This window comes from Vibrio sp. M260121 (assembly GCF_036533715.1).
Classification (GTDB): Bacteria; Pseudomonadota; Gammaproteobacteria; order Enterobacterales; family Vibrionaceae; genus Vibrio.
This window is the reverse complement of sequence record NZ_JATABF010000003.1, coordinates 129,302-153,827: the sequence shown is the minus strand read 5'-3', so window position 1 is coordinate 153,827 and position 24,526 is coordinate 129,302. Positions and strand designations below refer to the sequence as shown.

The 24,526-nt window shown below is 42.4% G+C and carries 25 protein-coding genes; 16 read left to right on the top strand and 9 right to left on the bottom strand.

Annotation, left to right across the window (positions count from 1 at the left end):
- Positions 1-12 precede the first annotated feature (12 nt).
- Complete coding sequence (locus QTO06_RS03415; RefSeq protein WP_009706678.1) at positions 13-147, bottom strand: hypothetical protein; 135 nt, start codon at positions 145-147, stop codon at positions 13-15.
- Positions 148-356: 209 nt separating this feature from the next.
- Here QTO06_RS03415 and QTO06_RS03410 point away from each other — a divergent pair, with 209 nt between their 5' ends.
- On the top strand, positions 357-944 hold the full coding sequence (locus QTO06_RS03410; protein ID WP_331406912.1) for a mechanosensitive ion channel family protein: 588 nt from the start codon (positions 357-359) through the stop codon (positions 942-944).
- 260 nt (positions 945-1,204) lie between these two features.
- Here the strand turns inward: QTO06_RS03410 and QTO06_RS03405 are convergent, their stop codons facing one another.
- The 3 genes from QTO06_RS03405 to QTO06_RS03395 are packed head-to-tail and all read right to left on the bottom strand — an operon-like array spanning position 1,205 to position 9,171.
- Entirely contained in the window at positions 1,205-1,573 is a 369-nt protein-coding gene (locus QTO06_RS03405; protein WP_331406872.1) for a hypothetical protein, read from the bottom strand.
- Position 1,574: 1 nt separating this feature from the next.
- Positions 1,575-8,777 carry an RHS repeat-associated core domain-containing protein gene (locus tag QTO06_RS03400; RefSeq protein WP_331406871.1) on the bottom strand — a complete coding sequence of 2,401 codons (7,203 nt, stop codon included), beginning with the start codon at positions 8,775-8,777 and terminating at the stop codon, positions 1,575-1,577.
- A gap of 13 nt (positions 8,778-8,790) precedes the next feature.
- Positions 8,791-9,171 (bottom strand): hypothetical protein, encoded by a 381-nt coding sequence (locus QTO06_RS03395; RefSeq protein WP_331406870.1) that lies wholly within the window; start codon positions 9,169-9,171, stop codon positions 8,791-8,793.
- Between the two features lie 1,033 nt (positions 9,172-10,204).
- On the opposite strand from QTO06_RS03395, the gene QTO06_RS03390 reads away from it, so the two are divergent.
- The 8 genes from QTO06_RS03390 to QTO06_RS03355 all read left to right on the top strand — a co-directional run bounded on the left by QTO06_RS03390 (position 10,205) and on the right by QTO06_RS03355 (position 13,498).
- Positions 10,205-10,372, top strand: a complete 168-nt coding sequence (locus tag QTO06_RS03390; protein WP_331406869.1) for a hypothetical protein — start codon at positions 10,205-10,207, stop codon at positions 10,370-10,372.
- A 358-nt stretch (positions 10,373-10,730) separates the two neighbouring features.
- Positions 10,731-11,108, top strand: coding sequence for a hypothetical protein (locus QTO06_RS03385; RefSeq protein WP_331406868.1), 378 nt, complete (start codon positions 10,731-10,733; stop codon positions 11,106-11,108).
- Between the two features lie 3 nt (positions 11,109-11,111).
- Positions 11,112-11,477, top strand: a complete 366-nt coding sequence (locus QTO06_RS03380) for a hypothetical protein (RefSeq protein WP_331406867.1) — start codon at positions 11,112-11,114, stop codon at positions 11,475-11,477.
- A 278-nt stretch (positions 11,478-11,755) separates the two neighbouring features.
- Positions 11,756-12,112, top strand: a complete 357-nt coding sequence (locus QTO06_RS03375) for a hypothetical protein (protein WP_331406866.1) — start codon at positions 11,756-11,758, stop codon at positions 12,110-12,112.
- Between the two features lie 22 nt (positions 12,113-12,134).
- Complete coding sequence (locus tag QTO06_RS03370; protein WP_331406865.1) at positions 12,135-12,473, top strand: hypothetical protein; 339 nt, start codon at positions 12,135-12,137, stop codon at positions 12,471-12,473.
- Positions 12,474-12,477: 4 nt separating this feature from the next.
- The gene (locus QTO06_RS03365; protein WP_331406864.1) at positions 12,478-12,798 is read left to right on the top strand and encodes a hypothetical protein; all 321 of its coding nucleotides are present in this window, start codon (positions 12,478-12,480) and stop codon (positions 12,796-12,798) included.
- A gap of 41 nt (positions 12,799-12,839) precedes the next feature.
- On the top strand, positions 12,840-13,160 hold the full coding sequence (locus QTO06_RS03360) for a hypothetical protein (protein WP_331406863.1): 321 nt from the start codon (positions 12,840-12,842) through the stop codon (positions 13,158-13,160).
- A gap of 17 nt (positions 13,161-13,177) precedes the next feature.
- Positions 13,178-13,498 carry a hypothetical protein gene (locus tag QTO06_RS03355; RefSeq protein WP_331406862.1) on the top strand — a complete coding sequence of 107 codons (321 nt, stop codon included), beginning with the start codon at positions 13,178-13,180 and terminating at the stop codon, positions 13,496-13,498.
- A 74-nt stretch (positions 13,499-13,572) separates the two neighbouring features.
- Here QTO06_RS03355 and QTO06_RS03350 read toward each other — a convergent pair whose 3' ends face one another.
- Positions 13,573-13,887, bottom strand: coding sequence for a hypothetical protein (locus tag QTO06_RS03350; protein WP_331406861.1), 315 nt, complete (start codon positions 13,885-13,887; stop codon positions 13,573-13,575).
- Positions 13,888-13,901: 14 nt separating this feature from the next.
- The gene (locus QTO06_RS03345; RefSeq protein WP_331406860.1) at positions 13,902-14,252 is read right to left on the bottom strand and encodes a hypothetical protein; all 351 of its coding nucleotides are present in this window, start codon (positions 14,250-14,252) and stop codon (positions 13,902-13,904) included.
- Between the two features lie 193 nt (positions 14,253-14,445).
- Between QTO06_RS03345 and QTO06_RS03340 the strand changes: the two genes are divergently transcribed.
- Entirely contained in the window at positions 14,446-15,030 is a 585-nt protein-coding gene (locus QTO06_RS03340) for a flavodoxin family protein (RefSeq protein WP_331406859.1), read from the top strand.
- Between the two features lie 63 nt (positions 15,031-15,093).
- Here QTO06_RS03340 and QTO06_RS03335 read toward each other — a convergent pair whose 3' ends face one another.
- Positions 15,094-16,719 carry an ABC transporter substrate-binding protein gene (locus QTO06_RS03335; protein ID WP_331406858.1) on the bottom strand — a complete coding sequence of 542 codons (1,626 nt, stop codon included), beginning with the start codon at positions 16,717-16,719 and terminating at the stop codon, positions 15,094-15,096.
- A gap of 187 nt (positions 16,720-16,906) precedes the next feature.
- Here QTO06_RS03335 and mpaA point away from each other — a divergent pair, with 187 nt between their 5' ends.
- A complete protein-coding gene (gene mpaA, locus QTO06_RS03330) occupies positions 16,907-17,617 on the top strand; it encodes a murein tripeptide amidase MpaA (protein ID WP_285376651.1) in 711 nt (236 codons plus the stop codon).
- 20 nt (positions 17,618-17,637) lie between these two features.
- Here mpaA and QTO06_RS03325 read toward each other — a convergent pair whose 3' ends face one another.
- Positions 17,638-18,489 (bottom strand): SIS domain-containing protein, encoded by an 852-nt coding sequence (locus tag QTO06_RS03325; protein WP_005428937.1) that lies wholly within the window; start codon positions 18,487-18,489, stop codon positions 17,638-17,640.
- Between the two features lie 242 nt (positions 18,490-18,731).
- Between QTO06_RS03325 and murQ the strand changes: the two genes are divergently transcribed.
- From murQ to QTO06_RS03305, 4 genes are all read left to right on the top strand, one after another.
- Complete coding sequence (gene murQ, locus QTO06_RS03320; RefSeq protein ID WP_009706685.1) at positions 18,732-19,634, top strand: N-acetylmuramic acid 6-phosphate etherase; 903 nt, start codon at positions 18,732-18,734, stop codon at positions 19,632-19,634.
- Between the two features lie 28 nt (positions 19,635-19,662).
- Positions 19,663-21,117 (top strand): PTS N-acetylmuramic acid transporter subunit IIBC, encoded by a 1,455-nt coding sequence (murP, locus tag QTO06_RS03315; RefSeq protein ID WP_331406857.1) that lies wholly within the window; start codon positions 19,663-19,665, stop codon positions 21,115-21,117.
- A 152-nt stretch (positions 21,118-21,269) separates the two neighbouring features.
- Positions 21,270-22,328: a porin gene (locus QTO06_RS03310; RefSeq protein ID WP_009706687.1), complete on the top strand. Its 1,059-nt coding sequence runs from the start codon at positions 21,270-21,272 to the stop codon at positions 22,326-22,328.
- A gap of 224 nt (positions 22,329-22,552) precedes the next feature.
- A complete protein-coding gene (locus QTO06_RS03305) occupies positions 22,553-22,801 on the top strand; it encodes a hypothetical protein (protein WP_020197822.1) in 249 nt (82 codons plus the stop codon).
- 12 nt (positions 22,802-22,813) lie between these two features.
- Here the strand turns inward: QTO06_RS03305 and QTO06_RS03300 are convergent, their stop codons facing one another.
- Complete coding sequence (locus QTO06_RS03300; protein ID WP_038895048.1) at positions 22,814-23,716, bottom strand: LysR family transcriptional regulator; 903 nt, start codon at positions 23,714-23,716, stop codon at positions 22,814-22,816.
- A 92-nt stretch (positions 23,717-23,808) separates the two neighbouring features.
- On the opposite strand from QTO06_RS03300, the gene QTO06_RS03295 reads away from it, so the two are divergent.
- Positions 23,809-24,462, top strand: coding sequence for a CatB-related O-acetyltransferase (locus tag QTO06_RS03295; RefSeq protein WP_038895047.1), 654 nt, complete (start codon positions 23,809-23,811; stop codon positions 24,460-24,462).
- The last annotated feature ends 64 nt before the right edge of the window (positions 24,463-24,526 follow it).

Sequence of the window (24,526 nt, the reverse complement as noted above, 5' to 3'; positions counted from 1 at the left end):
GTTTCGCGGGGTTTATTTATTGATGGTCAGTAATCCAAAGTAGCCAAACTCTTCGAGGAATATCCAAAGCAACACAAAGCCGACAATAACCACTAATCCCATGATTGCCCTTTCATCTTCTTCCATCGCATCCCTACCATTTTCCATAACACTCGTAAGTTACGTTTCTAGATTAGCAGCAGCCAACGCACCAGATATCAGAGTTCATCTCTTCTCAATTCGGAACTGAGATGTCGGTCAAAATTTGTTCAACACGAATATTCCTCGGCATCTAAAATAGTTAATTACTTGCGAGCAAAAATCGGCTATAACACGCGCCTTCTTAATATTCTCGAGTTGAAGAAATGAATCATTGGATGCATTTAGAGCAAATCAGTCAGTATTTCACGGCTGGCTCTATCGGTTATAAAGTGTTGATGGGCGTCATCATTCTGATCGCTTATCGCTTGCTAAAGAAAATCGCCAACCGTGCGATCCTAAATTTGGCAGAAACTAAAGGCGTAAACAAAGCGCGCTTGAGCTTTATTCAGCGCTGCTTCAACGTCGCGTTCTTGTTTTTGTTTGCTTCGCTTTTCGCCATCGTAACCGGCATTGGTTATGGCGATGTGTCACTCTTCCTATCGTCTATCTTTGCGGTATTGGGGGTGGCTTTCATCGCACAGTGGTCGATTCTAAGTAACATCACAGCAAGCTTTCTGATCTTCTTTGTCTTCCCATACCGCGTCGGTGACCGAATTAAAGTAGTGGATAAAGACGAAGACATCAGCGGTGAGATTCAGGAAATCCGCATGTTCCATGTGCTGATCAAGCACGACAACAGCAACCTAATCACTTACCCAAACAATTTGATGCTACAAAAAGCGGTCTTAAAGCTGGCAAAAGAAAAAGCCAAGCCTGAGGAGCCCAAAACCGCCTCACGCATTTATACCCGCAGAAAGAAATAGCCCACGAAAAAGCCGATGTATCTACATCGGCTTTTCGTGGGTTATGTTTAGTTTTGAAATATGTTTACACATTGAGGGCGAATTGTGGTTGTCATTACAGAATGACATTGTGTTGAAAAACTCCGAAAACACGATTCTTCTTGTCATTAGCTGATACCTTAAAAAGTCGGACCAAGACTACTAACACTCTTACACATACAATACCCTATGCATCGATGCACTACTTACTACATGAATAAGTGCAACGACAAAGTTCTTTATTAATTGAAAACAACGACAACAGAATCGGCCTTAAACTTCAAGGCTCCCCAATCACCGCTCAATGAAAAGTGGCTGCCTGAAACGCTAAAGCAGTCTATATTTCCGTAATCAATCTCATCATTCTTATCAAATGAAAACTTGTTCGTTCTCTCCTCCCAAGTTACAGAAGAAACCCCTTTAAACAATAACAAACCCTTCTGGTAACAGTATTGTTCTGTTTCTTTCGGCGGAATATAAAGCGGGTGGCTTTCATTTAATACGAACTCAACTTCATATTCAATTTCATTGTTCTTTTCTGTAATACCTAAAACGAAAGAATCTTCAAGATAGATATTTCTTAGGGAGTTAATTTCAAAATAATTGTTCATACTATAAATCATTTTCTATCGGAGTATGGTTTTCTGGGCTTTTTCTCGTTACAGACTGGCCGGCAGGGTTTACCCTTTGCCCACTAGAGTCTTTAAGCTCAACATGAGGATTCGCGCTACCCGGTGCACGTTTACTTCCTCCTTTAATCGTCACACGGGCAACTCCATTTTCATCAACCATTTTCAAAGGCCCATTCGCGGTCTGACTAGGAGTAAAGCCTACCGATTCAGCTTTTGCTTTTATTGAGCTAGCCGTAGTTGAGCCATCCGTTTTTATCATGTTTCCAACTTGCTGGCCACGCCCTTCACTCTTTGTAACAAGCTTCGCCAACTTAGCAGTAGCTTTAACCTTTTTACCAACGATACCTATCGTAGTACTAAGTGCAATTTCACCAGCTACTGTATAGTCTCCAGCAGCAAGGGCTTGAGCTGTACGAATTGTACCGTCTATAACATCAACAGCGGTGGCAATCGGCGACATTTCATAAGCAAAAGTAGCAACCGCAACGAAAGCACCAAACCAACCAACTTCAGTGTCTTCTTCCGCAATATCTCCCTCTTCTGAGACTGCTAGACTTCGATTTTCTCTCTCTTGGCGCTTTCTATCACGTTCACGCTGACCATTTCTATAATCATTGCGCTCTTTTTCTCTATTTGTACTGTTTCCATTTGCATCTTTGTCTTGATCGGTACCTTTAGGGATATAGTAACCTGTGGGATCAACGTACTTTAATGGGTTATTCCAAACATAAGAATAGCGGTTGAAGCTAGCTGTAACATATGGTGCCTGTACAAAAGGATCGGCACTTAGAAAGCGTCCAAGCTCTTGATCATAAACTCGGCCATTCATATGGATAAGGCCTACTTCAGCAATCTCCTCATGCCCTGTATAACCGCGATTTGTTATTGCCTCTTGAATAACCTCAGCGGCCCCGCCATTTTGCCAAACAATGTTACGCTGCTTACCCCATGTATCGTAGCTACGTCTTTCAACAACTAATCCGTAACCATCAGTGACCATATCAACAGAATTAAGCGCGTCATAATGAAGGTAACGAATTTGCTTATCTTTAAGTTTATTGTTGGTATCTGTTGTTTGCGTATTTAACGCAATCAACTTCCCATCAGCAAAGATAAAGTGCTTATGCTGTAACTCTCCTGTGTGGGTGTTTTTCACCCTTTCGTAAGTCTTTCCGAAATAGAAGGTTTCAGTTCCATCAGAAGACTTTTTCAGATAACGCTGATGGTTTGCATCGTAAGAAAACTCAACAGTTTTACCATTTCGTACAATTTTTGTTGGTTTGTTGAACACAGACCATTCGATGCTCCGTTCACTTGCTGTCGAGTTATCCCTATACGCTCTGAGCATATTACCGACAGCATCGTAACCGTAGTTCAGGCCATTTGCTTTAGTGACAGCATGAGGCCCAGCATTGATACCACTGTATTGATAAGAGCCAATGCCAGACTTGTAGGTTATATTGCCAAGCTTATCGTAGCCGTATGTTCTTCCACTGGCTAAATCTGGATTATTAAGACCATGCTGTGTCTTGTCTGCTAACACAATGGTATTAGTTTCGACTCTATCTAAATCATCGTAGGTCCAGATATCTGTAATGCCGAGCTGATCATCGTATCTCTGAGTCACATTGTTGTGGTTATCATATTGGTAGCCAAGGTAACGAATATTTCGTTTGCTCGCTGTGCTACTTGCGATACCAGAATTAAATACCTGACTACCTTTATGCGTTGCAATAACGCTAGGGCGGCCAGTTCTGGTGTCATGCTCGTAAGTATTCACTAAACCGTTGCCTAGCGTCTCGGCTAAGGTGTGACCGTACGCATCCGTATCACGACGTTGCCAATAGTAGATATAGGCGTTATTGCCACTCACCTTTGCGAGCTCCGAGTTTGTCAGAATGGTCTCGAGGTGATCTGCCTGACTAACACTGCCATCATCCGCACATTGATTGCGTAGTGATGCATTAACATGGTCCCCACCTAGAGCATTCGCATACTCACAGTAAAGGCCACTCAACTCCGCCACTTTCTCTGAAAGGCCGATCATATTTGCAGCGAGATCGGTATAAAGTTTGTAATAGCTGTTCGCAAGCTTGGCTGCCTGCTCTAAGTCTTCAGCAGCGAATAGCAGCTCTTCCCTTGCTCGGCCATCAGCTTTGGCAGAATAGATGTCACCTTGATGCATCATGTCCGGTTGACCATTTCCGTCGTAATCTCCGGATAACAGGAAGTCTTCCGTCTGGCTTAATGCAAGATTGTTAAACTCATTCTCTGAAATAGTAGACGCCGTTAGGCTGTGCTTACGAATACCATTTGATGTATTTTTCAGTGATGAATTTAACTGGTAGATTGCCCCCTCTAGAGTAATATCGAGCGGTATAGTGACATCATCGTGCAACAACACCCATGTCGCCGGACGCAGATAACAATTGCCTAGGCTATCACACCATTGTTTATAACGATGCTCGCCACTCAGTAAGCTGGCTGAATAGTCGTCTAGGTTATAAACATCTACCGTTTTATTTTTGTATTCGTTAACTTTTTGCTCAAAGAAAGAAGTCTGTGTTGCATAACGACTTGCCTTCTTAAGATACTCATTTGCTTGATTGATTGCCTCGTTCAGAAGCTGACGAATATCTTCACGGAATTTCGCACTAGTAAATACGTCATCAGCATAAGTTTTAGGGCTTCTAACCGCTGACATATAGCCATATTGGTTGTAGATAAACTCGACAGCTAATCGGTTGTTATCTGGCTTTTCCAATGCTGAAGATATGGTTTGCCCATCAGGCCTAACTTCACGCCCAACTCGTTCAAAATTATCATAACCGTATTGAGTGGTGAAAATTTCACTTCCAACCGTTACAGCTTTTTCAAATAGTAAGCCTTTGGTGTTATAGAAGTAATCCGTTCTCTGCCCTTTGCCACTAAACCATGATAGGGTGCCTAATGCACCACGCTCATCATATCGCCAATGGGAAGTGTCTCCCCCCTCAACCTGCTTAGTCTTTCGACCTAGCGTATCGTAATCAATAGTAGTAGTAACGCTGTTCGCATCTCGCTTATAAACTAACTCGCCAATGGCGTTATAACGGTAATTCCAAAGACCAAGGTCAGGATCATCTAATTGCGTACGGTGACCAAGGTTATCGTACTTAATGCTTGTGGCATTCCCTACTGCATCGATCGTTGTCTTTAGTTTTCCATCAGGGTAGTAAGCATAGGTTTGATACGCTCCCAAAGGCTCATCTTTACGAATGATATGTCCTTGAACGTTATGTGTAGTACTGTGTTTATAACCTCTAGCATCCGTAACTTCAGTTTTGTAACCATCATAATTGGTAGTAAAAAGCGCAAGCGAACCACGATTTGCAGGTTCTACTTTACGAGTTTCCCTATCCAACAAGTCATATTCAAATGTCACTTTAGGTGCAGATGTTGTCGCGGATAGGAAATGAGGGCGTGTAACGGAAAGCTTACGGCCGTTTCTATCCCAAGATGTATCGACCACAACCCACTTGCCATCGAAAGCTCGATGAAGCTGACGAACCTCTCTTCCTGCGTAGTCATAATGAGTGACCACATCTGAGCCAGTAGCAGACTTAGCGGAAACACAGCTTGCCGTAGTATCAAGCGCGTTAGAACATTCATTAGCTAAGTGATAAACATTGCTGTTGATGTTGCCGATCCCTGGCAGTGTTTCTTTCTCAACTCGCCCAAAAGCATCATAGTCATAACTGGTAGTACGACCTTTTAATGGGCTAATAGAAGACTTCAAACGCCCTTGAGAATCATAGTGCCAAGTCGTTGTATGTCCTTTCGCGTTAGAGCTTGTTTTCAGGTTAAGTCCGCGAGAATCATAAGTATGTGAAGTAGTGCGAGTCGCCAAATCACTACCAGATTGAACCTCTGACAGTAAATTCCCCCATCCATCATAACGATATGCGGTCGTTAAATATCGACCAGAGACTGACCCTGCCTCATATGCTCCGCCACTGGTTTTTACGGACGCTAACAAGCCATTTGATGTATATCCATAATCTAAAACCGTGTTTTTAGATAATCCCGACTGATTGTCAGTAATCGTCGTTGTACTTTGTTTTACAGCTCCGACTTTCCAATACGATTTACCCGTATCTGTAATTAGTTGAGTAATGGAACTAGAAGTTGTACTCAATTCTGGGCTTAAATCACCAGTAAAGTTGCCATAGGTATAGTGACCACACGCTACCAACGACTGACGCTCAAAATCAGACTGTGTAGTTTGTACTAAAGTGCCGTTTTTGTGGGTAATGCCATTAAAATCATTGATGTCACTGTTTGATGGATTAAATCGGTAATACTCATTGTGTTTCGTCACCAGAATAGGGGTGTCAACTTCACCATGAATCAACACAAATTTGTCATTTGGCTTAAAGTAAACGGAGCTTCCGGATGCAGAACAGTAAGCAGTAAAACCATCTTGATAAGTAGCAAATTTTGTCGCCATATCAGAGATACTACTAGAAGTAATAGTGTGAATGACGTGGTTGGTAGTCGAGTATCCCGTGGATTGATACAGCTTCTCTGTGAGGGAAGTAAACGTGTCAGCCTTATTTTTCTCGTTAACAATCTTCGTTTCTTCACGGGTAACACTACCAAACTTATTTATTGTTCGAGATGTGGTAGACGTTTTTAGAAGTGCTCCTTTTTCATACTGAGATTGAACAATTGAATCGGCATAAACCTGATAAATTTTACCTGTCGTATTCGTTTTGTATTGATAACTGGTAGACGAAACCTTGTCTACGTCAGAGTATGAGAAAGCATCTGCTCCCTCATTCTGCTTATATATATTTACGCTCTTTAACTCACCTGCGGTTTTTAAATCGAGTTGGTAATAACTACTCACTTTTGTCGTCGTGACATCGGCATTTGCTACTTCAGTAATAGTAGCGAACCCAAGAAAGCCACCACCTAAGTAATGAGACTTAGCGCCTTCATAAAGGTATGTATACGTTGTTTGTTCGTAACCTTTAGGACGCTTTTTTACCTGAGAAACCAAATAACGAGGAGGAGTGGTATTCACGAATGGAAATTCAAAGTAACGTTTCTGTTTATGAACACTCTGGTCAGCGGCCGGCTTATACGAGATGGCATAATCTACAGCTTGCTCTTGAATATATGAAATCTTATCTAGTGCGTAGGGTGAAGAGGTATGAGTAAATAGTTTTGGATCAACGCCAGCGTTTTCTTTTTCGCTGACGAAGTCAATAAAACCATCACCATTGATGTCAGCCCATGTTTTAATATTTACTGGCGCACTTTCACCGTTGCCATCAAACTGCAACTCACCAAACTTGTTTAAATAACGCTTTCCATTGATATATAACTCAGGGTAACCATCAGCATTATCATCTATAAACTTAACTTTGCTGTTATTTACACTTTCTGCTGGAAAAGACTTTGTGGTGTAAGAGTGCTCAAAGTTTTTTCCATTGAAGATAAAAAAGTCAATCGCACGGTAGGAGCCTGAGTTATTCCCCTTCTTAAAGTATGCAATGTCGACATAACCGTCATTATTAATATCAACTAACTGATGTCCATGAACATAGAATCCAGGCGAAACACGAAGCACTGAATGAGCTTGAGAAGAAAGATAGAAACGAAGTTCCCCACGGTAATCAACGTAATAATCATCGAGACCATCGTAATCAAAGTCTAGAACTTCAAGTATTGGGTAAGAATTTCCTGCTGGCGAGGAAATAAGAGTTTCCTTACCATCACCATTAAAATCACCAGCGAACTTATTCGTTTGGTTACTATAGTCTACCAACACACCATCTAACTGAGGAATGTAGGACTTAGGTTCAGGACCTTCAGTTAAAACATTCTTACAGACTTTTTTATAGTGCCCACGACTTCCCCAAGGCACCATTTTACATTCTTCTTTATAAGAAAATTGGTGTTTGTTCAACACTGGTTCATTAATGCTACCTTTTAGGGTGTATTTATCAAAAGTTGCAGACTCCACTTCAGGTGCTCCTGAAGGTGGAAGCAATAAAAAACGTTCTTCCTTTTTATTGTGAGTAGCGCCATAGACTTCTTTTTTTCCGTCGCGATCAACATCAAAAAAGCTTATGTGTTTAAAATCTGTTTCTGCCTCTTTCCTGTCTTTTAGACCATTTAACGTAACCAGCACACCCGAGCCAGTAGAGCCACCAATAATAGAAGGCTCTGTTGGATAGTGGAGTTCTTTAGGGTAATTATGATTCCAAGAAAATAGCACTTTAGTACTGCACGTACCGTCCTCAGTACAGTATCTAATATCTTGAAGCAGGCTTCGTTTTGTTATTCTAGACTCATCATAATTTAAGTCGTATGAACCTAATTCGTTTAGGTCTGCATCATGAATGACTACTCTGTCTAAGCGCTCTATTCGAGATAACTTACTTCCGTAAAGGTACTGAGATGTTTTATCCGGCCTTGATTCATATTCAAACGAAACTTTACCACCAACATAACTGATTGAACTAAGCTGGTGTGAACCAATGTTGCCATCTTCTTTATAGAAATAATCAGTGTGATTATTCTTGCTTAAGTCTGTTACTTTGTTTAATGCCCACTTATAGACGTGAGATTGTTCTGGAAGCTCAACACGAGAATCGGCGGTAACTCCATACTCATAAACCGAACCGTCAGTACGCCAAACTTTGAAATATTCGGGTCCAGAGTCCCCACTTCGACCGAAAGAGACGACTTTGTCGTAGCCATTTTTTTTAACTCGGTACTCAGTTAGATTCGCACCATTAGCACCTTTCACGGCAATAAGGCGTTGACCATCTATACAATAACGATCGTTAGAATCAAAGTTTACGCCTCCCCAATTGCCATCAGTATTAAGATTTTTACCACAACGATAAATAGAGGAAGTCCCGCCTAAACTCCACCCCATCCCCATAATATTGTTAGGAGAATCACTTTGATAATTAAAGCTCAGATCTGGCTGATGACCCGCTCTTCCTGGGCTAATGGTAATTGGTAACGTATACGTAGCCTCTCCGCCAGAGGTCATATAATCTCCAGAAAGTGCTATTTTTTTGCCGTCACTGGGTGTTAATGCATGGGCTGGCAACATAAAAAAAAGTGCAGCTATAGATACAAAAACAAAAGGAACTACCAAGGGGTATTTATTATTAGACACCATTAAATCCTTTCTACTGAGATAAGCTTTGCTGTAGTTTTTTGAGTTGTTTTAACCGAGCTTCAAGTTCCTCAAGCTCTCTGGGTGATGGGTATTTCTTATCAATGTTTTCGTCGGAAAACGCTTGTAAATCTCCCCTAATAAGAGGGAGGGATGGCTCTGATGTTTGAATCATTCCATCAACCATCGTTTGTTGAAGCTGGATAACTGGGGAAGGAAAAGCGACTTCATCGCTTAATGAAGTCGCTTTATTGTTTAACTCTGGCTCTGATTTCGATGAAGAAACACCTTCACTTATCTGCTCATTGTAGGCAGGAATATTCAAATAAAAGGCAACAAACATAATGGAAACTAAGCACAATAAGCCAACAGTAATAGAGTGCTTTTTAAGCATTTCTCACCTCAAAGTCATTGATATGCAACGTTATAGATTTCACATACGGGACTTGCACTGCCTGACCACTTCATCAATGTATTCCCATATATGATTATTGGAGTTTTGGCTTGATAAGCAGCCAACAACATACTCAGAACGGAGTCGTAGCCCGCGCTTCCTTTATCAAGGTAATAACCGTTAGTGCACTGCTGGCCGTTGTTATCTAATGAGACAAAAACATCACCATTGCCTCTTTTAGAATAAGCAATCAACCGATTAACTAAGCTAAGAGACGATCCCTCAGCTCAGATACAGCAACGGCAAGCTGGTACTTAAAGTACAAGCAAGTATTAAAACTGAAGTTCGCAAAAGCATAACGATCCTGAACCGGTAAAAACTATGGTTTGTAGCGTGAACCCAAAAAGCAAAGTTTCTTCTCACTCAATCCATTGATCGCATAAATGTATGAAAATCATAAATAACTCAATGATTACATTTCAATACACATTTACAAAAACATGAATAACATTGAATGTTTTTATGAATATCAAGTTGACTTTATATAACTCAGTCACATTTTTGATATTTGACTTTTTGCTTAGAAACAAAGTGCCTGTACGCTTGCGCCTTGAGAACAAAGTAAATTTGGCCAACGAAATGAAAACTAGCCCCAATTTTGTCCACACTCTTCTAGCCGTGCTGGTAATGGTAATGCCACTAGATTCTCGAGCAGAAGTTTCTACTGATTTGGTAACAAAAATGGAATATGGTCCTGTATACAGAGGTCTAGTTTTTGTCGATATAGAAGGGGAAAGCAAATACAGAATGTGCAACTAACCGAATCGGTTTCGATTACGCATTTGACACTTCAACCGAGGCTGAAAAACTCGTTTTTAGCTCTTTATTAGCAGCCCAAAGGAGTGGTGTAGAGGTAACGTTATCAGGCGAAGGCACTTGTACCTTGAATGCTACCATTGAGGATCTTCGTTGGATGCAAAGTAAATAAAACCTCCGGAAAGTAATACCCCCAGCTCACCTTAGGAGAACTATTTTGAAACGAATTTTTTTAATCACCATGATTATCCCTCTTTTCTTTTCAAGCTTTGCTTTCTCTTCAAGTAAAGAAGCCAGTGGAAAAGTTAAGTTATCTGCATCTAGTGGCTACATAATCGTTCAATTATTGGGTGGAAGCGAAAATAGCTGTTCAAATAGATATTAAATAGAGAATCACCATGCGAATCATAATTACTTTATTAGCATTACTGTTTTCTACATTTTCTTATTCCTCAATTCATTGCAAAGGAACAATTAATCATACTTGGGTTGAGTCAAATGGACTTTTGTTAATCTCCACAACCTGGTCACCTAATCCGATTGGTTTATGTAACGTTTCAACCAAGCATCACAATATAGAGCCAGATACGTGCAAGACTTGGGCTTCTATTGCTTTAGCAGCATTAACAAGTAAGAAGTCCATTAATATGCAATATTATAACGTAAGTTCTTGTAGCGAAATAAAAAGTTATGGTAATTCACAACAAGCTCACTATTTCATGATGAACAACGAGTAATAGCATATGAAATCAAGTATTTTATTCATATCATTGTTTTTTATAACTTCCTTTCCATCTATTGCAGCAAAACCTACTTGTTCGCCAAATTACAATGGATACTGTAGTTACACTGGAACGGTAGACCGGATCTACATTAATAGTGGAAATCTCATTTTAATTTATTTTGATGAGCCAATTAACCTCTCAGAACCATCCAAAGCTGGTTTATCCATTACAGAAACAAGCGCTGCTGCGTACAAAGTAAATGACAACCCAGAATTTGCTAAGTTGTTCTACTCTACTGCTCTGGCAGCACAAGCATCTAAAAGAAAAGTTACAATACAAATGCGAGGGACAACTCACGGTTATCTTAAATTCGATCGCATTTGGTTATCGGAATAGATTATGAAAAATAAATTATTAATGTCACTCTTTTTACTTTTTCCAACAACGGTTACCGCTGGATCTTTGATTTGTTCAGGAAAAGTAGATCAAGTCGCTTACCATGGAAACAATAGATTAATGGTAAAACTGAGCTCCATGAATACACCAGTTTTCTTTTGTAATCCCGGCTCCGACTGGAAAGTAGCTGGTGAGCCAAACCGTGTAATGAGCCCAGACACCTGCAAAGCTGTCTTTTCAATTTTTTTAAGCGCTCGCTCTACAGGGGAAACAATAACCCGTGTGCATTTTGATGGCGACAATGTACCAGAAAGTTGCAGTTCGTTTGAATCATGGCAAGAGGTATTTATTCGATATGTCAATTATTAGTCGAAGTATTTATTCGTTTAAATACATTATATTGCTAATGTTATTCTCTGGCTTTTCACAGGCAGCTTGGCTTAGTACTTCTGGCAAAATTGAAAGCATCGTAACCTATTCAAAAACAAACACTGTTTTAGTGGCACTTACGTCGTCAGGACAAGAAGTTGAAGAATGCTCGAACAAAACCATTTTTGCGATCAGCAAGGACTTGGTACCAGAAGCCAGAAATAGGATGTTTTCAATGTTGTTAGCATCCAAAGCATCAGATACCGACATAATGATTTATGCTGACAAATAATATTGAGATATTTTCAATGCGAATAATTACTTTTATCTTTCTTCTCTCAGCTAGTTTCTGTGCCTTTTCAAGTAGTCAAACGGGAAAAGTTACACATATTTTAGTTCGAGATGATGGATTACATTGGTTTTATATTGAAGGAGAAAGAACTGAGAAACCACAGTGTGCTAAGAACAATTACTGGATGATAAAAGATGAGCACAGTGTGTATGGTAAATCTCAATTCAGCTTATTGTTATCTGCATACATGTCAGATTCAAAAGTAGTTATCACAGGAAAATCCTCATGTGAAAGATGGGGAGATGGTGAAACCATCGGGACAGTTCAATTAACGAAAAAGTAATTTATACTTTTGGGGACTTTATATGAAAAAAATATTACTGATATGTGTCTGTTTATTGCCAGCTATTGTGCATGCAAGATATACAGCGAACTTTCAGGGTAAAGTAACAAGTGTACTTACCTACCCTGGCAGCACATTAATTTTAATAAGAGTAGAAGGAATGCCAACCAGCCATCCAAAATGTACTAATTTTGACCTAATGGCAATTGATCCTGCTATTTCATCTGAGTCCCGCCAACTAGTAATGTCTAGATTATTAACCACATACTCGATGAAGGAGGTGGTTAATATTGGTTATGATAAAGACAGTAACTCAGATTCATGTGTTGGTGAACGTTTAAGAGTTCATCGTGTAGGTTAGAACAATGAATAAGTACATCATATTGTTTTTATTATTTTTTACTGCATCAGCAACGGCTGGAAAAGATGTTCTTGAAAGTAAAATAGATTATATTTATCAGCTTGATAGTGACTCAACTGTTTTTGAATTTAAATCTACTATCAAGAATCAATGTGGTAGTAATTTATATCGAGTAAAAAGCCCAAATGAAGCTGTTGCAAATAGAAAGTTCTCACTTGTTTTAGCTGCTTTTACAACTGATAAAAATTTGGCATTCCATGATACCGAATCATGTGAAGAACTAAGATCTATTGTAGCCTGGGTAAGGATCACTAAATCAACGTAGAAATTCAAATTTAATCAACCATTAAAAAGAAAGATCAAAATATGAAACATATAATGTTTATTCTAATAGTACTACTATCTTTTAACTCATATGCGAACACATCAAAACAAATTATTAGTAAGATACAGGTAGAAAGTGGACATGTTTATATTTTTAGTTCCAAGTTTGCTAACACAAAAAACTGTGAACGTTCAGGCCTTGTGAAATTGGACAAGGACTTACCCGGCTTTAAAGAGATGTACAGCATGGCTTTGACTGCTTTTACCACTAAAACTCCTATAGGTTTTTGGGTTTTAAATTGCGGGCTTAGCCCTTGGAGAGTTACAGTACCAATTGCTTATGCCAGCTACCTGTCTGAATAATTCTAAAGGAACTAAACATGTTACGGATCATCATCTTATCCCTCTCTCTGGCCACATTTTCTACTTTTGCTTCCGATATTACAGTATTTGGGAAAATAAAGTGGATAAACAACTGGCAAGGTCATTCGGGCTTCTTAGTTGCTCTAGAGAACATGACACCCACAAAAGGAATATGTAAACGTAATGACCAATATATACTTCCTCAAAATCATCAATTCGCTAAGGAAAACTTTTCTATGCTGTTATCTTCTAGAGTAGCCGATAAGCCCGTTACTTTAGTAATCCGCTCAGGCGAATGTTTAGAGGGGTTCCCCAAAATAGCTCACATCCGTATTTGAATCCTTTAGAGGAGAGCTATATTTAGCTCTCTTCCAACTATATCTCACGAACTCCACAATAACGGCTTTAACAACTAATCTAAGTAAACTCCAATAATACTCCCTTGAGCATTACTACCATTCACACAACCATCATATCGCACTGAGACTGTTTTTTCTGCCAACTGAGCAGCTAAAAGCACTGAGAAAATAGCATCATACTTGGGATGATTGGGACTCAAGTGATACCTAGAACCAGAACACCCATGCGCTTTAAGATCCACAAAAGTATTACCTGTGAAGTCATACACATGGAGATTTCTAGGAACGACTTTGGATACAACCTCAATATCAGCAATAGCTTTTGCAGACATAAGTAAAAGAGTAATTGAAAGCAATATTTTTCTCATAGTATCCCCCTCATTCAATTAGCAGGATCGAACTGATTGACAATGCAATACCCAACGCCATTATGCCTACCTGACGTATATACTGTTCCCGATTTTTTATTTGCGGCCCACACAGCTAAAACGACTGACGACATCGCTGTATATTCTTGTTTTATCAACATCCAGCCATAAGGAGTCCCTTCACAGTTTTCAGGTACTCCTGTATCTAGCATAATTAATATTCCATCCTGGATAGCTGTTAGATTTTTTATCTTGCCACTCAAATAATTGGGCCCTGAAGCTGCGAACGTAGGTAATGTAAAAATACAAAGCAATAAAATAATTTTTCTCAAACTAAGCCTCTCAATATGCATTAAATTAGTCATGAGCAATAATAACCAATCATCAGTACCATAAAAACACGACTAACTAATAATGTGAAAGAATGTCATTCATAACACTGAAATCAATCAGCAAACATTTAGTTCACTCATTTCAAACCATCTCTTGACCTCAACTAAGCTTGAGGTTTTAGCCTTATTCGCACGATTCAACATCAACAATGAAAAAGGAACCATTGTGTCCAAAATTGCGATTATTTATTTCTCAAAAACCGACGTTACTGGTCAGCTTGCTCGCGCGATTGCCGCAGGCGTTGAACAACAAGGCATTGAGCAACAAAGTGAATGTGAGATCCTCTCTCACCGTATTGAAGGCCGTGAGATTATTGAGGGACGTTTTGTGAACCCTAGCCTAATGGATGAACTTGCTGAGTACGATGCGATTATCTTTGGCTCACCGACCTATATGGGCGGCGTAGCAGCGCAGTTTAAAACATTTGCAGATGCAAGCAGTGAATCTTGGTATTACCAAAAATGGGCGGGCAAAATCGCGGCTGGCTTTACCAGTGGTGGAGCAATGAACGGTGATCAGTCAATGACGTTGCAGTATCTGCAAACGCTCGCTAGTCAGCATGGCATGATGTGGGTCGGATTGGATAAGATCAGCAATTCTGGCGAGCAGAACCTGAACCGATATGGTGTGCAAGGTGGCATTGTTGCTCAAGGCGGTGAAGACGGCCAGTTGCATGCCTCAGATGTTGCAACGGCGGAGTATCTTGGCAAACGAGTGGCGATGCTCGTGAATAAGCTCTCCACTCGCTAGCAATAAAAAGAAGCCCCGTAAGAAACATCTTCGGGGCTTCATATTTATCACTTGTTTTGAGCGCTACTTCTTAATATAGAGGTCTTTCGAGTAGATACGGCCCTCTACGTTGTTCTTGGCAAAACCGCCAACCGTAGGACGAACCAAACGCGCTTGCATGTAGTAGTAAATCGGTGCGATTGGCATATCTACCGCCAACAATTGCTCGGCTTGATCATAGAAATCTTGACGCGCTTTCTCATCGGTTGCCGCCAAGGCGCTGTTCATCGCCTTGTCGTAGGCTTCACTGCTGTAACGAGCAAAGTTACCTGACGAACCAGAACGTAACAGACTCAAGAAGGTAGACGCTTCGTTGTAATCGCCACACCAAGAGGCACGCATGACATCGAAATCACCTTGTCTGCGCGAAACAAGATAAGATTTCCACTCTTGGTTTTCTAACTCGACCTTCGCACCTAAGTTCTTCTTCAACATGGAGGCAATGGCCACAGCAATGGCTTTGTTCGATTCACTTGTGTTGTACAGCAATTTGAAATCTAAAGATTTGCCGTCGCTGTAGCCTGCTTCTTTAAGCAGTTCACGCGCCTTTTCATCACGCTGTTTTTGCGTCCATGTGCTGTATTCTGGCTGAGTCGCATCAAAGCCCGCCGTGTACTGGTGTGCAAACGTATAAGCAGGCAGATTACCCACTTGTGTGACACCATTCGTGATCACATCACGCATCATCGAATAAGACACAGCTTTACGAACTCGTTCATCATCGAACGGAGGGCGCGTAGTATTAAACGCGTAGTAGTAAGTACAAAGTAGCGGAACCGCGGTATACGCTTGCTCGTAATCCTTCTTCAGCTTTTGCGCCATGTGGGTTGGTACATCCGAGGTGATGTCCACTTCGCCCACCGCATAACGATTAATTGATGCGTTTTGATTCTCAAACGGAATGTATGTCACTTCAGTGAGATGAGTATCCGCGCTATCCCAGTAATTTGGGTTCTTTTTCAGTTCAATGCGTTCATTCACCACCCATTTATCCAGAACAAATGCACCGTTGCCAACAAACTGCTGTGGGTCACTCCACGGCTTTTCGCTGTTCTCAACCGTTGCTTTGTGTACCGGCATCATCGAAGTGTGGCCTGTCATTGCGACAAAGTACGGCACCTTGCTATCAAGTTCGAAGCGTAGAGTATGTTTATCGACGGCGGTGATACCAAGATCATCCAGTGGCTTTTTACCTTCTGCTACGTCGGCGATGTTTTTGATCTTAGTAAGTTTTAGATACCAAACATTGGGAGAAGCCGTTTTCGGGTCCACTGCACGACGCAGTGAATAGACAAAATCATCCGCTGTCACAGGATCGCCGTTCGACCATTTTGCGTCTTTACGCAGCTGGAACACAAAGGTTTGGTTGTCTTCGGTTTGCCAAGATTCCGCAACACCAGGAACGATATTGCCATCGCGGTCTTGAATCACTAAACCCTCAAACAAATCACGAATTACGTGCATCTCTGGTAAGCCTTCGGCTTTTGCAGGGTCTAGCGTCGCCGCTTCTGCATCGTTTGCTCGTACTAAATGTTGTTCCGGTGCAAGTTGCACACCATCAGGCAAAGAATCAGCGAGAGCTGAAGCGGATAAAAATGGGGTCAATAAAGAGGAAACCAGCAACGCTGTTGAATGCTTTTTAAAATCCATATCGTTTTTCGTTCTCCTAACACGTCTTTTGAAGCAAGTACCATTATTCATCATACAAGCATTGACGAACTTTAAATGTTCAGTTTATATCCGAGTAGTCTCAAGATGCTAAGTTCAACGGCTGTAACATGAGTTATATATAGCTTGAGTGATGAACAGATACTACTCGAACAATCAGGAGATTACGGTGAGTCTAATTCCAAGAACGGAAAGAGCGGCATTTTTAATTACGCCGACATCATATGGAAAATCGGTACTGGGCGCGCCGTTGTTGTACTTCCCAGCACAAGTAGAAAGTAACTCACGAGGCCTTATTCTCGCGGGGACACACGGCGATGAGACAGCCTCAATCGCCGGATTGTCGTGCGCGTTAAGAAGCTTGCCAGCGGAGTGTCTGAAACACGATGTGATTTTATCGATGAACCCAGACGCAAACCAACTGGGTACACGAGCCAATGCCAATCAAGTCGATCTAAACCGTGCGTTTCCTACGCAGAATTGGACAGAGCACGGCACAGTCTATCGCTGGAGCTCACATACACCGGTTCGAGACGTGAAAGTAAAAACTGGTAGCAAAGAACAGCTAGAGCCAGAAGTTGACGCACTCATTAGTTTGATTGAACTGCGCAGACCAAAATTTGTGGTCTCGTTTCATGAGCCATTAGCGTTTGTCGATGATCCCGCTCATTCTGATTTGGCCAAATGGCTCGGCAAGCAATTCAATCTACCTATCGTTGACGATGTTGATTACGAAACGCCAGGGTCTTTCGGAACTTGGTGCAATGAACGCCAACTACCTTGTATTACGGTGGAATTACCCCCGATCTCGGCGGATCTCACGATCGAAAAGCATCTCGATGCGTTTATTGCTTTGTTGCAGCACGATCCAGATCTTTAATTTCTAGCTATACTAAGCGATCAAGTAAGGATCTGCTTGATATCGGTACTGATATCACTGATCAACTGACGCGCGCTTTCGTCTCTTTGTTGCACCAAAATAATAAACAGCAGATCCGTAATCACGTTTTGTGCCGTACGCGAAGCAATGGAAGAACTACGATGCTCTGTTTCATTGGCGATGGTATCAAACGTGATATCGGCAATGTCTCTCAAGCGGCTTCTCCCCGGAGCAGACAAAGCAATCACCTTTGCTCCCTGCTCTTTCGCCGCTTCCGCAGCCACCAGAATCTCTTTGCGTTCTCCTGAAAAAGAAATCGCGATCTGCACATCTTGTGAAGAGAGCGTACGCGCAACCGCAATTTGTACGTGACTGTCTTGCTCTGATAGCGCGGTAATCCCAAGCTTAAGCAGTTTAAAGCTCAAATCTTTTGCCGTAAGTGCAGAGCCGCCAATGCCCACCACTTGCACACGGCGCGCTTCACTCAACCACTTCACCGCTTGATGACACGCCTCATAAGAGAGCGCATTGGTCGTTTGGAACATAGCGTCGGTTTTCGCTTTAACCAGTTTTTGCGAAATCACCGCAATCGGGTCATCCGCCAGAATGTCACTGTGTAGCGGGGTGGATTGCATCGCTTGCTTACGGCCAATCTCTTCGTTCAACGCCAACTTGAACTCGCTATAGCCTTTATAGCCAATTCTCTGAGTGAATTTGACGATGCTCGATTGGCTCACTTGCACTTGCGCAGCAAGTTCTTGACTGGTCAATTGGGCGGCTTTTTCTGCATTTTCGACAATCCAATCGCCAACCAAACGACCACTTTGAGAGAGTTGAGTACGTCTTGCGACGATTTTATTGATAACGGACACAACAAAATTCCAAAAAATTTAAATAAATTATTCCAAAACAGAAATAATCACACTTTTGTTTAACTGCCTGATTAACTTAACAACCCTTGTTTCTACGTAGGTTATCTCATCAATATTCTCGGTCATTATTCCAAATTTTTACTGAACAAAGAATAACCTCAAGTGTGATTTTTATCACCAAACCTGAATATTTTATTCCATAGAATCGCCCTCAGATTGAACATTTACGAAGAGTACAAAACATGAAAATTGATTTAAGCCGATTGGTGACAGAAAGCCGCAATCCAGCGAGCGCAGAGATCGATACGCTTTCTACCATCGAGATGCTGCAAGTCATTAACCAAGAGGATCAGAAAGTCGCTTTAGCGGTGCAAGCCGTATTGCCACAAATCGCGCAAACCGTCGATGCCATTACTGCAGCGTTCGCCAATGGTGGCCGTTTGATTTACATGGGCGCAGGTACATCTGGCCGCCTTGGTATTCTTGATGCGAGTGAATGTCCTCCAACTTATGGCACACACCCAGATATGGTTATCGGTTTAATTGCTGGTGGTCATCAAGCGATTTTGAAAGCGGTAGAAAACGCAGAAGACAACGCTCAAATGGGCCAAGACGATTTAAAAGCTCTGAATCTGACTCAGCATGATGTTGTGGTTGGTATCGCTGCCAGTGGCCGTACGCCTTATGTTTTAGGTGGTTTGGAGTACGCAAAATCTGTCGGAGCAACAACGGCATCAATCGCATGTAACCCAGAATGCGCAATGGCAGAAGCGGCGGACATCGCCATTCTTCCGGTAGTGGGCGCAGAAGTCGTCACCGGCTCTTCACGCATGAAAGCGGGCACAGCACAGAAACTGGTGCTGAACATGCTGACTTCTGGCGCAATGATTCGCAGCGGCAAAGTGTTTGGCAATTTAATGGTGGATGTAGAAGCCACCAACGCCAAACTGATTCAGCGTCAAACTAACATTGTGATTGAAGCAACAGGCGCAACAAAAGAACAAGCAGAAAAAGCGCTTGAAGCGTGTGAGCGTCACTGTAAGACCGCAATTTTAATGATTCTGGCTGATTTGGATGCTGAGCAAGCCAAATCTCGCCTCGCCGAGCACAACGGTTTTATTCGTGCAGCACTAAATAATAACTAAATAGCCCTAGTCCTGAAGGATAGTCCCTATGGCCAAAATTACCTCTAACACAGTATCGCAATTGCTCGCCGCAGTGGGTGGCAGTAACAACGTAAGTAAGTGCGGTAACTGTATGACGCGTTTGCGTTTATCTCTCACGAATAATAACTTGGCGGACCAATCCGTCATTAAACAAATTCCCGGCGTAATGGGGGTGGTAGAAAGCGACGAGCAATTCCAGATCATTCTTGGTCCCGGTAAAGCTCAGCAAGCTGCCGATATGATGAATAAGTTGATCGACAGCTTAATCTCTGGTGACAGTGAAGAGCCTGACGCATCACAACAGGATCTTTCTGCTGTCGCTGCAGAGCAGAAAAAACAGATGAAGAGTAAGCAAACCAGTGCGGTTCAGCGTTTTCTGAGTAAGTTTGCCACCATTTTTACACCGCTGATTCCCGGCTTTATCGCAGCGGGCTTGCTGCTTGGTTTTGCCACGTTATTGGAACAAATCTTCGTGCTCGACCAAACGCCAAGCCAGTTTATGTTGGATTTGATTGCCTACATGAAGGTCTTTGGCAAAGGTCTGTTCGCTTTCTTGAGCATTCTAATTGGCTACAACGCTCAACAAGCTTTCGGTGGCTCAGGCGTCAATGGCGCAATACTCGCTTCGCTATTTGTGTTGGGTTACAACCCCGATGCAACGTCGGGCATTTATTCAGGAATGAATGAGTTCTTCGGCTTTGCGATTGATCCGCGCGGCAACATTATTGGCGTTTTGATGGCAGCGATCATTGGTGCTCAGGTCGAGAAAAAAGTGCGTCAGTATATGCCTGACGATCTGGACATGATCTTAACCTCAGTTGTCACGCTTTTGATCATGGGTGCAGTAACGTTTTTGATCATCATGCCAATCGGTGGTGAGCTATTTAAAGGTATGTCTTGGTTGTTCCTAAACTTGAATGACAACCCATTAGGCGCCGCGATTTTGGCAGGTTTGTTCTTAATTTCCGTGGTTTTTGGCATCCACCAAGGGTTTGTGCCAGTGTACTTTGCCCTGATGGAAGCACAAGGTTTTAACTCGCTGTTTCCTATCCTAGCCATGGCTGGTGGTGGTCAAGTGGGTGCTTCTATGGCGCTGTACTTCAAAGCCAAGAAAGACGCCCTACTACGCACACAAGTAAAAGGTGCCATCATTCCAGGTCTACTTGGTATCGGTGAGCCGCTGATTTACGGTGTGACGCTACCGCGCGTTAAACCGTTCGTAACCGCTTGTATTGGTGGCGCAGCGGGTGGCTTCTTTATCGGTTTGGTCTCTTACCTTGGCCTGCCTGTCGGTCTAAACACCGTATTCGGCCCATCTGGTATCGTTGCAATCCCTTTGATGACCTCGGCTAGCGGCATCTTTGCCGGCATGATGGTGTTCATTGGTGGCCTACTTATCTCTTACATCGTTGGCTTCCTAGCTACCTACTTCTTTGGCTGCAAAGACGTTGATTTAAGCTAAATCATTCTAACCCCTATAGGAATGGACTAGCTCGCGTCCTTGAGCTTTCAAGGGCGCACCCTCTCTCTACTTCTCACGACATTGATTATATTCCGTTATTCGGAAGGGGCTTTGTCGTGCTTAAAAACAATAGAAACGAAAAGGTCGTTCACATGAAAAAGCACATTTTGACTCTACTTCTCCCTACTTTGATGGCATCAAACGCAGCGATGGCCGCTCAACTTTACCAAGCAGAAGACGGGTCGGTTCTGAACATTTACTCGCGTCTTGGCTTCAACGTCACCAATAAAAATGATGAACACGGTGATGCCAATGGCGAATTTGATGGCCGTATTGGTTTGAATGGCTCACAAACTATCAACGAACACGCCTCTGTCATTGGCCAAGCGCAATATCAGGTAGGTGCAGCAGAATACGCCAACCAAGTGAACGACAAGCCTTCTCTCACAGCACGTTACGTTTGGGCCGGTATTGATGCGCAAGATTACGGTCGAATCACAGGTGGTCGTGTTGCGTCAGGATTAATCATGTTCACCGACATTGGTGATGTGTTCGCGTCATCAGACGTATCTATGGCGCGCCAAGCAAATAAAGTGGATAAAACCGCGACACAAGTTTTCCGTCAAGACGGTACGCTGCAATACCAAAACCGCATTGGTAACTTCGATGCATCTGTGGCTTACATTATTGGTAACAGCACCTCTGAACTCGATTACGGCTACAACGCAGCACTACGTTACACCCTAGAAATGGGCGATTTAGGCACACTCGCCCCTGTAGTTGCAATGCAAAAGAGCAAAGGCGATGCGCGTGAAAATAACGATACCGATTACACCTTCTGGGGTGCAGGTACGCGTTACTACTTGGGTGATTTGATGTTAGGTGCACTTTACTCAGAAGATGAGCTAGAAGGTTACTTCTCTGAAACCAGTACCGATAAAGTCATGGAGCTGACCGCAGTTTACAGTGTAAATGACAAATGGGCGCTACGTGCTGGTTACCGCTCTCTAGAAAACAGCGACGGCGACGAGCTTGAGCTGAAAGATACGACAGTTGAAGTGCAATACAAACTGACCCCTCGCTCTTCTATCTACACAAGTTACGTTGACCGTAATGGCTCACGCGGTTACGACAACGCACAAGAAGTCTCGTTTGGTGGTGCACATGCAGATGAAAGCTACTACCACTTCGGGCTACGTTACGAGCTGTAAATGTCCATACACTCGTTTTAGTTAGCTAAGATTTCCTCCTCGATATTTTTCCTGCCTTTATAATATCGAGGAGTGAAATCTTCCTTCTTTTCAGTTACTAGCCACTCTATGAGTTTCCTAATAGGCATTGCTGTCAATTATCATTACATGCATGTTTACTTTTTCATCATTAAGCAAAGTACTCTCTCATCAATTAATCATCACTGAATCAATATGAGAGCCTTATGCCTGTAAAATTCTGCTCACACTGCAACAAACCGACTGAACACAAACGCGTGATGAAACGCATCAACACTCAACCTGAAAACATCAACGGCAAAACAGCCCGTTTGATGGTGTTGGTATCACGCTGTTTTACCGGTAACCACTATCACGAGTTAACGCCTCAATTCTACTGCCGCACTTGTAATCAACACTTTCAAGGCACTGCAGAGATTAAAGACCTGCACGCTCAAGACAACCTGTCAGTTTAAAATGATTACAGCTTAAAATGATTGCTGTTTGAAATGCTCAATAAACGCCTGCGTTCGCTTTGGTAAATGCTCACGTTTAGGATAAAGAATATAGAGCGGTAGGATCGCATCCGTTTGCCATTCAGGGAGTAACGGCACGAGTTGCGATCGCTCTTCACCGTTGAGTTTCTCCAATGCAAATTCATCCAACATTGCAACGCCACATCTCGCAAGAGTGGCTTCAAGCATGGATTGAACCAAATTAAAGCTAAGTACACTTTGCAAAGCCACTGACACTTTTTGTTTGGTTTCCATATGATGAAAGTGCCACGTATCGAGGTTTAACTCTTCATTGCGATACACAATGTGGTCAAGCTGATAAAGATCTTCCGGCGTAGCTATGCTTGGTTTGTTAGACAAGTACGCTTTGTGTGCGAACGGTTTACAGTGTAAAGAGCGCAGATGGTGGCCAATATAGCCCTCGGGTGGATTGTTTGTGAAGAAAAACGCCACATCAAAGCCAGACTCAATAAGATCCAAAGGCGTTTCTGAGAAGATCACTTCGAACGTCACTTCCGGATAAAGTTGGCGAAACTCGATCAATGCTCGGTTCAATAACGCCGAACCAAATGACGCCGACGCCGCGATGCGCAAATGCCCAGCGACTCGGTCACTTTCCATCACTTGTTCATTAATCTGTTCTGCCCCTTCCATCAAGCCCTTTACTTGCTGATAAAAGCGCAGCCCATCGTAAGTAAGATTAAATTGTCTTGTTGTACGTTGAATCAACTGTACGGACAGAATCTCTTCTAACTGCCTCAATTGACGGCTCGCGTGCGCGTTTGAGCAACGCAGTTTTTTCGCTGCGCCAGCAATACTCTTCTCTTCACATAGAGCGATGTACATCGGCACGTAGCTTAGCCACTTTATTTCCATATGGTAATTATGAATCTCTAAAAACAATCTACTGGAAATAATAGAAAGGCTCTACACTGCTTACAACTTAAAATTGGAACGGAGAATCACGAATGAACGCATTCGATACTTGGTTAAAAGGGCAAGTGATCAAAGACCATGTCACCAACCCGAATATCGAGGTGGGAGATTACAGTTATTACTCAGGGTTTTATCACGGTAAAACATTTGAAGATCAATCGGTTCGTTATTTGATGGGCGACAGCGTTACCCAACGAGAGTGGCAAGATGGTGCTTATGGCGAAGTGGACAAGCTGATCATTGGCAAGTTCTGTTCAATCGCTTCTGGCGCGACCTTTATGATGGCAGGCAATCAAGGCCATCGGGTAGATTGGATTTCTACCTTTCCATTTTCACCTGAAGAGTTTGGAGAAGATGTACAGAGCGGATTTGAACGCGCAGGTGATACTGTTGTGGGTAATGATGTTTGGATTGGTAGCGAAGCGATGATCATGCCGGGCGTGAAGATTGGAGATGGTGCCGTGATTGGTGCGCGCTCAGTCATCACTAAAGATGTTCCGCCCTACTCGATTGTTGTTGGTCACAATCATATTGTTCGCCAGCGCTTTGACGACGAATGTGTCGCTATGTTGTCAGAAATCAAATGGTGGGATTGGCCCATTAACCATATTAAACAAGCAATGAAGCTCATGTGCAGCAGCGATATACATGCGCTTGGTGCGTACTACCAAGAACACATTGCCTAACGTTCAAAAAACAAAAGCCCGAGTACCTCTCAATACACGGGCATTTTCATTCTTTCAATTAAAG

What these genes read in the sequence shown, in the direction of transcription:
- QTO06_RS03415 (WP_009706678.1), bottom strand. Translation starts at nt 147, where the DNA reads ATGGAAAATGGTAGGGATGCGATGGAAGAAGATGAAAGGGCAATCATG.
- QTO06_RS03410 (WP_331406912.1), top strand. Translation starts at nt 357, where the DNA reads ATGCATTTAGAGCAAATCAGTCAGTATTTCACGGCTGGCTCTATCGGT.
- QTO06_RS03405 (WP_331406872.1), bottom strand. Translation starts at nt 1,573, where the DNA reads ATGAACAATTATTTTGAAATTAACTCCCTAAGAAATATCTATCTTGAA.
- QTO06_RS03395 (WP_331406870.1), bottom strand. Translation starts at nt 9,171, where the DNA reads ATGCTTAAAAAGCACTCTATTACTGTTGGCTTATTGTGCTTAGTTTCC.
- QTO06_RS03385 (WP_331406868.1), top strand. Translation starts at nt 10,731, where the DNA reads ATGAAATCAAGTATTTTATTCATATCATTGTTTTTTATAACTTCCTTT.
- QTO06_RS03380 (WP_331406867.1), top strand. Translation starts at nt 11,112, where the DNA reads ATGAAAAATAAATTATTAATGTCACTCTTTTTACTTTTTCCAACAACG.
- QTO06_RS03375 (WP_331406866.1), top strand. Translation starts at nt 11,756, where the DNA reads ATGCTGACAAATAATATTGAGATATTTTCAATGCGAATAATTACTTTT.
- QTO06_RS03370 (WP_331406865.1), top strand. Translation starts at nt 12,135, where the DNA reads ATGAAAAAAATATTACTGATATGTGTCTGTTTATTGCCAGCTATTGTG.
- QTO06_RS03365 (WP_331406864.1), top strand. Translation starts at nt 12,478, where the DNA reads ATGAATAAGTACATCATATTGTTTTTATTATTTTTTACTGCATCAGCA.
- QTO06_RS03360 (WP_331406863.1), top strand. Translation starts at nt 12,840, where the DNA reads ATGAAACATATAATGTTTATTCTAATAGTACTACTATCTTTTAACTCA.
- QTO06_RS03355 (WP_331406862.1), top strand. Translation starts at nt 13,178, where the DNA reads ATGTTACGGATCATCATCTTATCCCTCTCTCTGGCCACATTTTCTACT.
- QTO06_RS03350 (WP_331406861.1), bottom strand. Translation starts at nt 13,887, where the DNA reads ATGAGAAAAATATTGCTTTCAATTACTCTTTTACTTATGTCTGCAAAA.
- QTO06_RS03345 (WP_331406860.1), bottom strand. Translation starts at nt 14,252, where the DNA reads ATGACTAATTTAATGCATATTGAGAGGCTTAGTTTGAGAAAAATTATT.
- QTO06_RS03335 (WP_331406858.1), bottom strand. Translation starts at nt 16,719, where the DNA reads ATGGATTTTAAAAAGCATTCAACAGCGTTGCTGGTTTCCTCTTTATTG.
- murQ (WP_009706685.1), top strand. Translation starts at nt 18,732, where the DNA reads ATGAAAATTGATTTAAGCCGATTGGTGACAGAAAGCCGCAATCCAGCG.
- murP (WP_331406857.1), top strand. Translation starts at nt 19,663, where the DNA reads ATGGCCAAAATTACCTCTAACACAGTATCGCAATTGCTCGCCGCAGTG.
- QTO06_RS03310 (WP_009706687.1), top strand. Translation starts at nt 21,270, where the DNA reads ATGAAAAAGCACATTTTGACTCTACTTCTCCCTACTTTGATGGCATCA.
- QTO06_RS03305 (WP_020197822.1), top strand. Translation starts at nt 22,553, where the DNA reads ATGCCTGTAAAATTCTGCTCACACTGCAACAAACCGACTGAACACAAA.
- QTO06_RS03300 (WP_038895048.1), bottom strand. Translation starts at nt 23,716, where the DNA reads ATGGAAATAAAGTGGCTAAGCTACGTGCCGATGTACATCGCTCTATGT.
- QTO06_RS03295 (WP_038895047.1), top strand. Translation starts at nt 23,809, where the DNA reads ATGAACGCATTCGATACTTGGTTAAAAGGGCAAGTGATCAAAGACCAT.